The following is a 13,996-nucleotide window of genomic DNA, read 5'->3' as shown; positions in this document are numbered from 1 at the left end:
GGCCCCGGCTCCTGAAGTTGCTGCTCCTGTTGAGGTGGCCCTGGCTCCTGAGGTGCCTGCTCCTGTTGCGGTTGCCCCGGTTCCTGAGGTAGCTGCTCCTGTTGCGGCGGCCCCGGCTCCTGAGGTAGCTGCTTCTGTTGAGACAGAGACAGAGAGAACACCTCATTCTGTCCATGCCGAGATAAGGATAAGAGAAGCGGCGCCATCTCCGGCAGAGCAGGAGCCGTACCAGGATACCTCTTCTGTATCGACCGATGCGACAAAAGCAGGAGAGGATGTCGCGTATGCTCCGGCAGATACGTCGTGGTCTTCTGATGCTTCAGAACCTCATGTACAGCAGTATGAGTATCAGTTTACGGGGGAGCTGAAACAACCGGTTTCTCCGGCTGAGAAGGCTTATGGTGCGTCAGCAATGTCTGCTCAGACGGGCACTCTGCCTGAGGTTCCTGGTATAGGGCAGAAAATACAGGGTATTGTATCGCTGTTTATCGCGTTTTTGCGCGGGGTGTTTTCCGGAAAATTTTTTCCGTCCAAAGAAAAACGGTCAGATTTTGTTGCACATTTACGTGCATTGTCTCTGAATGGTGGCTTCTGGCGTGTCGCCTGGAGCGCCAGCCTTTTCCTTGCGTTTTGTGTGTTATGTGCGCTCTGGTTCTGGTGGGATGATATTGTTTACTTCTGGCCACCGGCGGGAAGAATATATCAGCCTTATTAAGGCCGCTTTGAAAAACCTGCTTTTCAGCAGGTTTTTTTATCGTTTGTAGCTCAGATATCCTGTTGATTTTTACATGTATTTTCCTGCCAGTGTTGCCAGTGTTGCACCCGCTGCAGCAAGGAGCATAAGCATAATACCATCACGAATGAGGCCATCCGGAGTGAGCACATGTCCTGCAATATCGATATGTGAAGGTATGGCTGATGTTGCAGAGCTGATTATATCTTTAGCCTGCTGATCCAGCGACGCTGTTGCATGGTTGAGAGAGCTGACAGCTATGGGGATAATTTTCCATACCAGGCCGGCAATAAACAGGAAAGGGGCCAGAAGTTCTGCAAGCTGCTGCACAAAGTAAAAAATAAAATAACATACAGCCCATATGCCTGTTCGTAAGACGTGCATGGCAAAAGTTGCAGAGAAAAACTTTTGAACGAAAGAGGAAGGTGCTGAGGCGTGAGAAAGTTTATCGTCAGAGCGCGAATTCATAGTCTGGGCTTTCCTTAAGGCAGCATGGGCATGTCAGTTGGATCTGGTATGCTGTTCAGGTAGTTGAGCAGAAATTCCTGTTAGTATACGAAACAATCCGCATGAAGAACACTGTTGCATTTTCCTGATGCTTTCCAGCAGCAGGTCTGGCTGTACAGGTTTTCTGTGAGCACATTTATTTTATTCGCCAAAACGGGCGATATGCGCATGTATGACGGATTGAGCTCTGGCGGTTAATCTGCCTTAAAAAACCACCTTTAAGGTTAAGCAGGTCATGAATTCCCGTTCCGGTACATTATGGTTTGTCAGTAGTGGGCAAACACGAAAAAAACCGTTTCAGGATGCGTTGATTAAAAGCGGTATGAATCTTCACCTGTTTGAGGATGGACGGTCTGCGTTTGCCAGATTTGGTTCGGATATGCCCGACCTGCTGCTGGTTTCTGAGCAGCTTGATGATATGAACGTTGTGGAGTTTTGCCAGAGACTGCGCCTGACAGCCGGGACAAGAAGTGTGCCGGTTATCGTGCTTACCAGCGGAGAAGACACTCAGTTTGAGCGTGACCTGCTTAATAACGGTGCAGATGTCTGTTTTTGCCAGAATACCGATCCGTTATTGCTGGTGTTTCGTATCTGTACGCTTTTGCGTCGTTATGAAGATGATATGCCAGCCAGTGAAGGTGTCAGGTTCAGACCACCTGCCGTTACAGTTATCACAACGCCGGGTAGTGTTGCCTGGTCATGGCGTGGCGGGAAGGCAGAAAGCCAGGATAGCACCAGCCCGTTAATTTTTGAGAGTCTGACCAGCCATGGTTATTTGTTGAGCCTTATAGATGACCCGGCTCGTTTTGATGATATCGGGACCAGTGTAAGCCAGCAGCATCCTGACTGTGTGATTATTGATATGGACAGTCCTCAGTTTGATGGCCTTGAAATGGCACGTAATTTGCTTTTTGCCCGTGAAATTAACGGACAGTGTACCAGAGTGCTGGGCATGGTAACGCCCGACAGGATGACGATAGAGAACGTAGTCGCGGCTTTTTCTGCCGGGGTTGATGATCTTGTCGGCGCTGATATCGAAACAGATCTGCTTATGGCGCGTATAGGCAGCCTGGTACGGCGCAAAATTTTGCAGGATGAGATGAGGCGTGAGGAAGCTCATGTCGAAAGTGCGCGGGCGCGTATGGCTCTGGCAGATGCTTTACGTCGCGTAAATGCAGATCTTGCAGCAGCCAATCGTAAACTGATTGAGGCACAGGCCAAGCTTGTGCAGTCAGCTAAAATGGCGTCTCTGGGAGAGCTGGCTGCAGGTATCGCACATGAGTTTAATAACCCCCTGGCCTTTGTACTGGCTCATGAGAGTACAGTACAGAAAGGCATAGCCACAGCACTTCAGGCCGTAAAAACCTCAGATTTTGACGGGGCAGAGCTTGCATTAACAAAGAGTAAAGAGCGCCTCTCTGCTTCTCTGGTTGGTTTATCGAGAATGCGCGATCTTGTTGCCAGTCTGCGTCGTTTTTCACGTCTGGAAGAGGGTGAGTTTGCACGTGTAGATGTACCTGAAAGTCTGAAGATAGTCCTGACACTTCTGGCTCCAAAATTTGGGCAGGAAATAAAAGTATTTTGCCATCTGAATGCACCGGCAGAACTTGTGTGTCAGGCTGCATTAGTGAATCAGGTTATTATGAATATTTTAAGTAATTCTGCAGATGCTATCGCTGAGAAAAGAATAAATAATAAAGAAATCAATAATATAGAAAATTATGATGAGATAAATATTTTTTCCTCCCTCGAAGAGGCAACCGAAGGTCGGGAGGGGGAGGATTATGTTATTCGTATTACTGATACAGGGCCGGGGGTTCCTGAAAATCTGAGAGAACGAATATTTGAACCCTTTTTTACCACAAAACCTGTAGGATCGGGAACAGGTCTCGGGCTGGCAACTGCTTATGGGGTTATTAAAGCTCATGGCGGGAGTATTTCTGTGACTGGCGGAGAGCAGGGTAAAGGGGCCTGTTTTGTTGTACGGGTGCCTTATCGGAGCGCTGAGGAGAAGGGCTGTTATGATGAGACCTGAAACGGTGGAGACTACCCCGGCAGCTATTCTTATCGTTGATGATGAGTCTGAAATTCTCGTCGCTCTGACAGATCTGTTTGAAGAGAAATATAATGTGCTCACGGCCGCTTCAGGCGAGGAGGGGCTGAGTATTCTTTCGCAGCGGTCTGATATTGCGGTTATTATTTCTGATCAGCGTATGCCTGGTATGACGGGAGACGGGTTTCTTACACAGGCGCGTCGGCTGTCTTCAGCCGGGGCAATTTTGCTGACAGGCTATGCCGATATACAGGCAGTCGAATCTGCTCTGAATAAGGGGCAGATTTCATTTTTTGTATATAAACCATGGGATCCTGAGACATTATTGTCCATGGTCGCACAGGCCGTAGAGCGTTACCGGCTGGAGAAAGCGCTCAGGCGCGAGCAGGCGTTACTGCGTATTTTGCTTGATAACCTGCCTTTCGGTCTGGCTTTTAAAGATGAGCAGGACCGGTTTGTTCGTATGAATGAACAGATGGCAAGTCAGCTGGGTTGTTCTCTGACAGATGTTCTTGGGCAGCGGGAAGAGGACATCGTAAGCCCTGAGCGACTTGTCAGCCTGAGGGAAGCGCAGAGTGTGCTTGCTGCTGGTGGGCGCGATCAGCAGGTTATCAGGCTGAATGATGCTGATGGTAAAACACGCTGGCATGACCTGACGCGTATTTTAATTGGCCAGAAATCGCGTGAAACCTTTCCTGGTGCCGGCCCCGAGCTTGATGAGTATTCTGTTTTTATTGACAGAGATGTCACAGATCTTCTCAGCCTTGATCAGCGCCTGCAGCAGGCACAGAAGATGCAGGCTATCGGTACGCTGGCAGGTGGTGTTGCGCACGATTTTAATAACTTACTAACTGCAATTATGGGGTCACTCGAACTGGTGCAGGAGCTCGATCCTCCAAAAGTGCCAGCGGTTACGAAATTATATGATAATGCCATACAGGCTGCACGACGCGGTGGTGTGCTGACACAAAAGCTGCTTGATTTCAGCCGTCCGAGGCATTTTTCATGCTGTAAAGTCGATATTGTCAGTGTGCTGCGTGAAATGCAGGATTTTGTGGAAGGTTCTGCGCTGCCGTATGACCTGCGTAATATGCTGGGGTCAGAGAGTCTGCAGGCGGCTGAGCGTTTAAAGTCTGTACAGTTTAATTTGCCTTCTGAGCCACTTCCTCCGGTCTGGACGGATATTTTACAGCTTCAGCTTGCTGTTTTTAATCTGTGTATGAATGCGCATGATGCACAGCCAGGCGATGAGCGTATTACAGTATCAGTTTATACGTCAGCACGTTTGCTGGGGCGTGTGTCAGCACAACCGTCTGAGAAGGCATGGGTTGTGGTTCAGGTCGTTGATCGTGGCGTGGGCATGACCGAGGAAACGCAGGCCCGTATTTTTGATCCGTTCTTTACGACAAAAGATACCGGGCACGGCAAGGGCATGAGCCTGTCTGTCATTTATGGTTTTATCAATTACTGCAGTGGTGAAATTCGTGTCGACAGTGTGCCAGGCGGAGGGACCTCGATAGAGCTCTGGCTGCCCGTTATGACGCAGGACCTGAAGCAGTTTGAAGCGGCTCCTGCTCCTGTTGTGCCTGACAACAGGGAAAGAACAGTTCTTCCGGTATCGCCTTCTGAGAAAAATGGCCAGACCATACTGGTCGTTGATGATGAGGAGAGTGTCAGAGCTGTTACAGCCGGTTTTCTCCGGCATGTCGGGTACACCGTGCTCGAGGCTGATAATGGTGCAGATGGCCTTGCTCTGGCTACTCAGCATAAAGAGATAGCTCTGGTCGTTATGGACGTTATGATGCCAGGCATGAACGGGAATGAAGCCGCACAGAAAATGACGGCAATGAAGCCTGGTCTGCCGGTTCTTTTTGTGACCGGCTATACCGATCCGGGCCTTCTGCCTGATGATGCCCGTGTGCTGCATAAGCCTTACAGGCGGAGTGAACTGCTGGCTGAAGTTAAGGCAATACTTCCCTCGTAGTTTCCCCCTTGTGCTCTGGCAGGGAATCCCTATTTTTTATGATTATGAATAATTTTAAATCAGATTCTTCCTCATACGATCCGGTTGGCTGGCACGGAACAACGATTTTGTGCGTTCGCCGTGGTCAGGATGTTGCCATGGCTGGTGATGGTCAGGTAACGCTGGGTGCAACTGTTATTAAGGGTAACGCCCGCAAGGTGCGTCGTATAGGGCCGGGAGGCACAATTCTCGCTGGTTTTGCCGGCGCTACAGCTGATGCCTTTACGCTGCTCGAACGCCTTGAAGCCAAGCTTGAGCGCTATCCCGGTCAGCTTGAACGTGCCTGTGTTGAGCTTGCAAAGGACTGGCGTACAGATCGTTATCTGCGCCGGCTTGAAGCAATGATGGCGGTGGCTGACAATGAGCATTCTTATACCCTGACGGGTAATGGTGATGTTCTTGAACCTGAAGACGGTATCATCGCCATTGGCTCAGGTGGAAATTATGCCCTGTCTGCGGCCAGAGCACTTCTGACAGTTGATGGTCTGACAGCAGAGGATATAGTGCGTCGCTCAATGAAAATAGCTGGCGATATCTGTGTTTATACAAATCACTCCGTGCGTGTTGAAACACTTTCTGCCGGTCCGGTAAAAGAATAAGGGAGGCAGCGTTATGGAAATTCCGACATTTTCTCCCAGAGAGATTGTTTCTGAGCTTGATCGTTTTATCGTAGGGCAGGCAGATGCAAAGCGTGCAGTTGCTATTGCTATGCGTAACCGCTGGAGACGCTCCCGTTTAAGTGCAGGTATGCGCGAAGAGGTTGTGCCTAAGAACATTCTGATGATCGGCCCAACCGGTTGCGGTAAGACAGAGATCGCCCGTAGGCTTGCAAAACTGGCTCAGGCGCCGTTTCTTAAAATAGAAGCCACCAAGTTTACTGAGGTAGGCTACGTTGGGCGTGATGTAGACAGCATCATCAGAGATCTGGTTGAAGCCTCGATCGTCATGGTTCGTGAATTAAAGCGGCATGAAGTGAAGGCTAAGGCAGAGCAGATTGCTGAAGATCGTCTGGTTGAGGCGCTGGTCGGGCAGGGCGCTTCGGCAGAGACAAAGAACAAGTTCCGCACGATGCTGCGTGATGGTCAGCTTGAAGACAAAGAAATCGAGATTTCTGTTGTTGAGGCCGCTCCTTCAGGTGGTGGTGAAATGCCCGGTGTTATGCCAGGTAATGTCATCAATTTTGGCGAGATGATGAAAGGCTTTATGAACCGTTCACCTCAGCAGCGCCGCCTGAAAATTTCTGTTGCCAGAACTTATCTTGAGCGCGAAGAAGCTGACAAACTTCTTGATAATGAAGCGATTACACAGGAAGCCGTCAGTCACGCACAGAACAATGGCATCGTCTTTATTGATGAAATTGATAAAGTCTGTGCCCGCTCGTCAGAAGGTGGTTCGCGAGGTGGTGATGTCTCTCGGGAAGGGGTTCAGCGTGACCTGCTGCCACTGATTGAGGGGACGACAGTTTCCACCAAATATGGCCCGGTTAAAACAGATCATATTCTGTTTATTGCCTCGGGTGCGTTCCACCTGGCCAAACCGTCTGATCTTTTGCCGGAACTTCAGGGCCGCCTGCCTATTCGTGTTGAGTTGCAGCCCCTGTCACGTGAAGATCTGCGCCGTATTCTGACAGAGCCTGAGCATTCTTTGCTGAAGCAATATATAGCTCTGATGCAGACCGAAGGCATCAGCCTGACTTTTGAAGATGGTGCTGTTGACGCTCTGGCAGATCTTGCCGCAGATATTAACGAGCGTGTCGAGAATATCGGAGCACGCCGTCTGGCGACTGTGCTTGAGAAACTGCTTGAGGAGATTTCTTTCTCGGCACCTGATCGCAGTGGTGAGAAGATCAGTGTACCTGCCTCTCAGGTGACAGAGAAAGTTGCCCCACTTGCTAAAAAGGGTGACCTTAGCCGGTTTATTTTATGATGGATGCTCCTTTTCTTTTGCCTGCCGAGGCTACAGCAGCTGAGGCTGTTGAAGCGATAGGCGATGAGCTGGCTCTGTTTGATGACTGGATGGAGCGTTATCAGTTCATCATAGAAATGGGGCGCAAGCTGCCTGCTTTTCCACAGGAATGGTGTAATGATGCACACCGTGTTCCTGGTTGTCAGAGTCAGGTATGGCTTGAAGCGAAAGAAGAAGCTGGCAGGCTGTATTTTGCCGGGCTTTCTGATGCCGCTATTGTCTCAGGCCTGGTGGCCCTGTTGCTCAGGGTTTATTCAGGCCGTTCACGCGAAGAAATTCTGGAGACAGATCCAAAATTTTTGCGTGACCTCGGGCTTGTACAGGCATTGTCAACAAACCGGGGTAACGGTGTTGAGGCCATGGCACGTGCCATTCGTTCAGCTGCGGCGCAGACTGCCTGAGTACCCTGTATTTATAGTATGATAGTATAAAAAAGGGCCACTTCCCGAGGGAGGTGGCCCTTTTTTGACAGTCTTATATTCAGCCTGCAGTTTTAGCCTGTAAGCCGGCAAGAACATCAGCAGGGCGGATAGGCTGGTGGCGCAGCCGTACACCAACCGCATTAAAGACAGCGTTGGCAATGGCTGCACCAATAGCCGTTACACCTGGTTCCCCAAGGCCGGTTGGTTTTTCAGTGCTTTTTATAAACTCAATGTCAATTTCAGGCGCATCGGCAATACGTATCGGGGTATAATTGTCGAGGTTATGTGCCTGAGGGTTGCCATTAACAATTTCGGTTGATTCAAACAAAGCCATGCTCAGTCCCCACAGAGCACCACCTTCTGTTTGTGCGGCCGCACCATCAGGGTCAACAATTGTGCCGGCATCAAGCACCAGCCAGATTTTCTGGCAGGTTACGACACCTGTTTTGCGGTCCACATGCACCTGTACAGCACCGGCTGTCCATGTCGGCATGTTGCGTTCCTGACCAAAGGTCGTGGCAATGCCCAGGGCCGTGTCAGCCGGCAGGTTTGTTTTACCGTAGCCACATTTTTCTGCCAGACGGCGCAAAACATTGGCCTGACGCTCAGCACCGCCCACTGCGTTCGGAGCGCTGCCGGCATTTCTGCCAGTTGCCCTGAGGTGCTCCAGGCGGAACTCAAGAGGGTCTTTCCCCGCATCATGTGCCAGTTCATCCATAAAGGCTTCATAAGCCCAGGATGTCCAGCCTGCACTGACCGAGCGTAGCCAGCCGGGGCGGAATGTCGCTTCAGCCAGGTCATTGCTCAGAGCACGTACCTGCATGGGGCCAACATCGTACCAGTTATCGGCACCGGCAATGGCAAACTGATCATAGGGTTTGCCATCAACGCCTTTTTCCATAAAGGCAGGGGCCATAACTTTTGTCGGCCAGCCGGCAGAAGCATGATGCTGCCAGCTCGTTACAGCCTTCTGATCATTCAGGGCCGCACGAAGTGTCTGCACAGAGGGTGAGCGAAAGGAGTCAAACTGCATGTCATCTGAGCGGGTCAGAATGAGTTTAACGGCTTTGCCACTCAGGGCTTTAGAGATAAGAGCTGCGGCTACGGCATAGTCACCATTCAGGCGCCGGCCAAAGCCGCCCCCCAGCAGGTAGCTGCACATAACGACTTCTTTTTCCGGCACGCTCAGAGCTTTGGCAATGACCGGCAGAAAAAGAGATTGCCACTGGTTGCCACAATGAACTTCCCATTTGCCGTCGTGCAGACGTGCCAGGGCATTCATGGGCTCCATGGTGTAATGCATGACAGAAGCACAGGTGTATGTCTGCTCAAATACCTTGCTGGCAGAAGAGAAAGCTTTATCTGTGCCGGGGTCATTAAAAACATAAACGCCGCCGTTTTTGTCGGCAATCTGTTTACGGCCGTAATCAATAATGTCCTGTTCAGAAACAGAGGCTGTTTTGCCAGGAGCCCATGTAACTTTCAGTGCATCCGTTGCACGAATAGCAGCCGGGTATGATGAGGCAATAACGACAACCCAGCCAGGTACAGTGTCTGAAGGGTCTTCGATAACGATGTAGCGTTCGTAGCCTTTAACTTTTTTCGCGCCGCTTTCATCAACCGACAGAACTCTGGAGCCGTAGCGGGTGGGCGGCAGTTTAGGGCGTGCATACACCATCCCCTCAAGGGTGGCATCAATACCGTAAATAGCCTGGCCCGTGGTTTTGGCCGGGATATCAAGTGCTTTAACGTCTTTGCCGATCAGGCTTTGTTTTGATACGGGCTTAAGAGGCAGTTTGGCCATTTCTTCAGGTGTGAAGGTGCGTGTCGGGTGCGCCTTCTGAACAATGTCACCGTAGGAGATAGATTTGTTACCTGCGATAATCTGCCCTTTTCGTGCGATACACTGAGCAGGGGATACGCCAAGCAGCTTCGCACCCTCTTCAAGCAGAACGGTTCGGGCAGCTGCTCCTACCTGACGGAAGAGATCCCACGTCATCCATACAGACCACGAACCACCTGTGACCATCAGCCCCCATTTCGGGTCTGTATCAACCTGGGTGATCTGTACCTTGCTCCAGTCCGCTTCCATTTCATCCGCCATGATGCGGGCAAGAGCTGTACCAACATGCTGGCCCATTTCGGCGCGGATGATATTGATGTTGATCTGGCCGTCAGGTGAGACAGAAGACCAGATAGTCGGCTCAAAAGCACCGCTTTCAGGCGCACCATCTGCAATAGGATAGATCTGACTGGCGCTGGCCTTACGGGCAAAGCCAAATAAGAAAGCTGAACCGGCAGATGTCAGTAAAAAGCTGCGTCGCGTTGCTTTGAGACCGTCTGCGCGGTCCTGCTGCATGGCAATACGTTCAAGTTTACCCATGAGATGGTGTCTCCTCACGTGCCGCAGCGGCAGCCTGTTTGATTGCTTTACGAATACGAAGATAAGTCATGCAACGGCACAGATTGCCAGCCATGACGCCATCAATCTGTTCATCGGTTGGGTCAGGATATGTTTTTAACAGGCAGGCAGCCTGCATGATCTGACCAGACTGGCAATACCCGCACTGAGGCACCTGAATATCACGCCAGGCTTCCTGCACAGGGTGCTGGCCCTGTGGGTCGAGCCCTTCAATCGTGACGACTTCAGCTTCGATTACGGAGCTGACAGGTGTAATGCAGGAGCGTGTTGACTGACCGCCAACATGCACGGTGCAGGCACCGCACTCGCCAATACCACAGCTGAATTTGGTGCCGGTCAGTTTAAGTTCATCACGCAGCACCCACAGAAGAGGGGTATCTTCAGGTACATCGACGGAAACGTACTGGCCGTTGAGTTTGAATTTGATCATTGTGTCGCTCCGTGACTGCCTTAGTGAGAAGAATTGACCGGAATAGTCTCAACAGTTGCACGTGCGGCAGCTGCTTTCTTTTCCAGATCTGTCCATGGTGGCAGTGTTGTGCGCGTGCGGCGCAGGTAGGCGGCCAGTCGTGCCATATCTTTATCAGAGAGCGCATTGTAAAAACTTGGCATAACAACGCCTGCCTGGCCTTCTTCAGCAGTGAAACCACGCAGGATGGCCTGATAAAGGTTCGTTGGCTCGTCAAGCCAGAGGGCGTTATTTAAAGCGAGTTCAGGCCTGCCTGAGGCTGGTGTCGGGGCTGAATTATAGTGACAGCCGGCACATGCTCCCTGGTAGAGCTTGGCATCCGGGTCAACGACCGGATGGGTCAGGTCGACAGAAGACTGATTCATAGCCAGAGCAAGCGCATCTTTATCATGCTTTGCGCGTACAGCAGCATTATCAACAAAAGCGAAATAGTGGGCTATGGCATGGACATCCTCTTCCGGAACTGTGGAGAGGAAGCGGTGAGGGACAGGTGACATGGGCCCGCCGGCTGATCCATGCAAAGGTGCGACACCGTTGCGCAGATAAGCATACAGCTCATCTTCGTTCCATGTGGTGGGTGTCGGGTTGTTTGCATTAAGTGGCGGTGCGATCCAGCCATCCACTACAGCGCCATCATAAGTTGAGCCGCTTTTTTCTGCGCCCATTAAGTTACGTGGTGTATGACATGACCCGCAGTGAGCAACGCCTTCGGCCAGATATGCACCCCGGTTCCATAATGCGTCATGTGTCGGATCGGGCTGATAAACACCCTGTTTGAAGAACAGGAGTTTCCACCCGGCCTGCAGCAGGCGGATATTAAGCGGGAAAGGCAGCTCGTTTGGCCGGTGTGTCAGATGCACGGCGGGGCGTGTCATCATGTAAGCATAAAGATCAGAGATGTCCTGATCAGTCATTTTTGTGAAATGGTCGTATGGGAAAGCAGGAATAAGGTTGCCCCCATCACGGCTGATACCCCGGTGCATAGCCCGGCGGAAAGCCTCTTCTGACCATTTACCAATGCCGGTCTGCGGATCGGGTGTAATATTAGATGTATAAATAGCCCCGAAAGGGGTTTTCATCTGGTAGTCACCGGCAAATTCGGGGCCGCCACCCAGGTCAGTGCGGGTATGACATTCCGCACAATAGCCTTCAGCGGCGACAATGCGGCCGCGTTCAACCTGTTCAGCTGAAAAGCTTGAAGCTGCGGGAGGGGTGATGTCAGCGATAGCAGGATGCCAGGCATAGGCAAGAAAACCTAGTCCTCCAAGGAGACCGGCTCCGGCTATTCCAGCCAGGAAGATACGTTTTTTCACTCTGATCCTGCTCCTGTTATATCAGATTAAATAAGTGCGTGCACAGAAAACGCCTGTTGCATCGTTTTCCGTAACATTCTGACACAGACATAGTCTGGGATTGTGATGTGCTGTTGTTTCGCATTGTTAAACAAAGCTGGGGGCAAATGTAATCTGGGGCGCAAGATAGCGGATGATTACAGGATAAAAAAGACTTATTTGGTACTTAAGGAAAATTAAATACGATGTAAACTTTTGTATTTAAGATGATGATATTTTTCTTTTTTTAGTAAAAATTATGAATATTTAAAAAGTGGCACTGAGTGCCATAAAAATAGCCATTGCCTGGATGTTAAGAGTCAGGCAATGGCTAAGAAATTTTAAAAAATACTTTTCAGTCAGGCGTGGTGTTAGTGCTCAAGCTGAAGTAGTGTTTTACGCACGCCGTGTGACTGTATGCTCTTGCGAAGATTGATTACTTCATTTGTGAAGTCTGGATACTGGGCAAGATCCCACCCTGAAAAAACTGGTATTGTCAGACCTGCTTTGAGATCATGGCTCAAAATCAGTTTTTGGGTGGCGTCTGTCAGCTCAGGTTCAGAGAAGCTATAGCTTTTTTTACTGTCAGTGGTGCCCCGCAGATATTCAAGGAAACAGGCTGTGCCAAAAGCCAGCCTTTTATGGTTTTTTCCCGCTTTAAGAATGCCTTTTACGGTATCTATCCAGAAAACAGGCAGTTTTGATGCACTGTCTGAGGCAATGCGCAGCAGCTGGTCGCCTACAGCCGGATTGCGGAAGCGGTTAAGAACCTGGCTGGCGTAGTCTGCGAGAGAGACGTCAGATGGTGGTGTGATAAACGGCGATGCATCCTGGGTCAGAAACTGCTCAAGTAAGGTGAGCAGGGCTGTGTCTTTCATCGCCTCAGGTACTGTGTCGTAATCCATAAGCAGGCCGGGCAGGGCCAGCATTGAATGCGATGCGTTGAGCATGCGCAGCTTGACCTGTTCATAAGGCTCAACATTTTTTGTGAACTGTACACCGACGGTTTCAAGTTCAGGGCGACCTGCGCAGAAGGAATCTTCAATGACCCACTGTGTAAAATCCTCTGCGAAGAGAGGCATCTGATCATCAATGCCACTGAGTTTATTCAGTCGTTCTTTGTCCGCCCCGGAGACGGACGGAGTAATGCGGTCAACCATGGTTGACGGAAAGGTCACGTTTTCACTGATCCATTGACCTAAAGCAGGATCTTTTGCTGTGGCATAGGCACAAAAAGCTTCGCGGGCTACTTTGCCGTTGTCGCGCAGGTTGTCGCATGTCATCACTGTGAAAGGGCCGGTGCCGTTGTCACGACGCAGGCGCAGGGCCTCAGTTACGAGGCCAAAAGCTGTGTGAGGCACCTCACGCTTCAGGTCCTCGGCAATGGCAGGTGTGTTGAGCATAAATTTGCCGTCTGCATCTATATTATAGCCGCCTTCGGTAATGGTCATGCTGACAATTTTAATGGCCGGATCTGCCAGGCGCTTAATGGCAGCGGAGCGATCTTTAGCGGCCTGTACATATTCTGTTATGGCACCCAGAACTCTGGTGGTGTGGTTGCCGTCAGTTGAGAATTCCGTCAGTGTATAAAGGCCGTCCTGCCCGGCCATAATGCCGGCTCGACGGGTTTCGCGTTCGTTATCGCGCAGCCCTATGCCGACAATAGCCCAGTTCTCCTGTCCGGGGCGGGCCAGAACGCGGTCGATATACAATGCCTGATGCGCACGGTGAAAGTTACCAACGGCGAGGTGCGCAATGCCAGGGGTAACCTTTTTGCGGTCGTACCCAGGGGTAATAACCTGTGAGGGGAGCTGGCTTAGTGTGGCGCTGGACAGGGAAATCATGTGAGTGGCAAACCTCGCTTATAAAGTTACGCTTCATGCTGCGGAATGCATGAATCTCTGGTTGTCTAAAGCCTGCAAAAGAGAGCGTATCATCAGATGCAGGTCAGAGCCATGGGAAAGGCGGCAGGTGCAGGGACAGTCCGCATTGTGCCGTGATGCAGCAGGGCAGGAGTGTGCCTGATTGCCCAGGTGAAGGGCAGGCTGCATCCCTCTGATGGCTCATTTTC

General features: G+C 50.8%; 11 protein-coding genes. 6 read left to right on the top strand and 5 right to left on the bottom strand.

Annotated features, from left to right (window positions below; translation table 11 throughout):
* Positions 1-715: hypothetical protein (locus tag HK11_RS12380; RefSeq protein WP_198943259.1), on the top strand; the 715-nt coding region annotated here is incomplete at its 5' end.
* A gap of 69 nt (positions 716-784) precedes the next feature.
* On the opposite strand, the gene HK11_RS11330 is transcribed toward HK11_RS12380, so the two are convergent.
* Complete coding sequence (locus tag HK11_RS11330; RefSeq protein ID WP_233133461.1) at positions 785-1,201, bottom strand: hypothetical protein; 417 nt, start codon at positions 1,199-1,201, stop codon at positions 785-787.
* Between the two features lie 274 nt (positions 1,202-1,475).
* Here HK11_RS11330 and HK11_RS11325 point away from each other — a divergent pair, with 274 nt between their 5' ends.
* From HK11_RS11325 to HK11_RS11305, 5 genes are read left to right on the top strand one after another with little or no spacing between them, the layout of a single operon-like run.
* Positions 1,476-3,275 carry an ATP-binding protein gene (locus HK11_RS11325; protein ID WP_086555446.1) on the top strand — a complete coding sequence of 600 codons (1,800 nt, stop codon included), beginning with the start codon at positions 1,476-1,478 and terminating at the stop codon, positions 3,273-3,275.
* On the top strand, positions 3,262-5,277 hold the full coding sequence (locus HK11_RS11320) for a response regulator (RefSeq protein WP_233133459.1): 2,016 nt from the start codon (positions 3,262-3,264) through the stop codon (positions 5,275-5,277). Before HK11_RS11325 ends, HK11_RS11320 begins: the two co-directional genes overlap by 14 nt.
* 44 nt (positions 5,278-5,321) lie before the next feature.
* Positions 5,322-5,915, top strand: a complete 594-nt coding sequence (gene hslV / locus HK11_RS11315) for an ATP-dependent protease subunit HslV (protein WP_086555448.1) — start codon at positions 5,322-5,324, stop codon at positions 5,913-5,915.
* A 13-nt stretch (positions 5,916-5,928) separates the two neighbouring features.
* Positions 5,929-7,242, top strand: a complete 1,314-nt coding sequence (hslU, locus tag HK11_RS11310; protein ID WP_086555445.1) for an ATP-dependent protease ATPase subunit HslU — start codon at positions 5,929-5,931, stop codon at positions 7,240-7,242.
* On the top strand, positions 7,242-7,682 hold the full coding sequence (locus HK11_RS11305; protein ID WP_086555444.1) for a SufE family protein: 441 nt from the start codon (positions 7,242-7,244) through the stop codon (positions 7,680-7,682). The genes hslU and HK11_RS11305 overlap by 1 nt, the downstream gene beginning before the upstream one ends.
* 79 nt (positions 7,683-7,761) lie before the next feature.
* On the opposite strand, the gene HK11_RS11300 is transcribed toward HK11_RS11305, so the two are convergent.
* The 4 genes from HK11_RS11300 to HK11_RS11285 form a co-directional block, all read right to left on the bottom strand.
* Positions 7,762-10,086 carry a xanthine dehydrogenase family protein molybdopterin-binding subunit gene (locus HK11_RS11300; RefSeq protein ID WP_086555443.1) on the bottom strand — a complete coding sequence of 775 codons (2,325 nt, stop codon included), beginning with the start codon at positions 10,084-10,086 and terminating at the stop codon, positions 7,762-7,764.
* The gene (locus HK11_RS11295; RefSeq protein ID WP_086555442.1) at positions 10,079-10,555 is read right to left on the bottom strand and encodes a (2Fe-2S)-binding protein; all 477 of its coding nucleotides are present in this window, start codon (positions 10,553-10,555) and stop codon (positions 10,079-10,081) included. The genes HK11_RS11300 and HK11_RS11295 overlap by 8 nt, the downstream gene beginning before the upstream one ends.
* A 20-nt stretch (positions 10,556-10,575) precedes the next feature.
* The gene (locus HK11_RS11290) at positions 10,576-11,907 is read right to left on the bottom strand and encodes a cytochrome c (protein ID WP_086555441.1); all 1,332 of its coding nucleotides are present in this window, start codon (positions 11,905-11,907) and stop codon (positions 10,576-10,578) included.
* 389 nt (positions 11,908-12,296) lie between these two features.
* Positions 12,297-13,769, bottom strand: coding sequence for a mannitol dehydrogenase family protein (locus tag HK11_RS11285; protein ID WP_086555440.1), 1,473 nt, complete (start codon positions 13,767-13,769; stop codon positions 12,297-12,299).
* Between the last annotated feature and the right edge of the window lie 227 nt (positions 13,770-13,996).

This window comes from Acetobacter sp. DmW_043, assembly GCF_002153485.1.
GTDB lineage: Bacteria > Pseudomonadota > Alphaproteobacteria > Acetobacterales > Acetobacteraceae > Acetobacter > Acetobacter thailandicus.
Note: the sequence above shows the minus strand (reverse complement) of the source record. Positions and strands in the feature narration are given on the sequence as shown.

Excerpts from the sequence above, each read along its gene's own strand:
- HK11_RS11320 (WP_233133459.1), top strand. The coding sequence starts at position 3,262 with ATGATGAGACCTGAAACGGTGGAGACTACCCCGGCAGCTATTCTTATC.
- hslV (WP_086555448.1), top strand. The coding sequence starts at position 5,322 with ATGAATAATTTTAAATCAGATTCTTCCTCATACGATCCGGTTGGCTGG.
- HK11_RS11295 (WP_086555442.1), bottom strand. The coding sequence starts at position 10,555 with ATGATCAAATTCAAACTCAACGGCCAGTACGTTTCCGTCGATGTACCT.
- HK11_RS11325 (WP_086555446.1), top strand. The coding sequence starts at position 1,476 with ATGAATTCCCGTTCCGGTACATTATGGTTTGTCAGTAGTGGGCAAACA.
- HK11_RS11305 (WP_086555444.1), top strand. The coding sequence starts at position 7,242 with ATGGATGCTCCTTTTCTTTTGCCTGCCGAGGCTACAGCAGCTGAGGCT.
- hslU (WP_086555445.1), top strand. The coding sequence starts at position 5,929 with ATGGAAATTCCGACATTTTCTCCCAGAGAGATTGTTTCTGAGCTTGAT.
- HK11_RS11285 (WP_086555440.1), bottom strand. The coding sequence starts at position 13,769 with ATGATTTCCCTGTCCAGCGCCACACTAAGCCAGCTCCCCTCACAGGTT.
- HK11_RS11330 (WP_233133461.1), bottom strand. The coding sequence starts at position 1,201 with ATGAATTCGCGCTCTGACGATAAACTTTCTCACGCCTCAGCACCTTCC.
- HK11_RS11300 (WP_086555443.1), bottom strand. The coding sequence starts at position 10,086 with ATGGGTAAACTTGAACGTATTGCCATGCAGCAGGACCGCGCAGACGGT.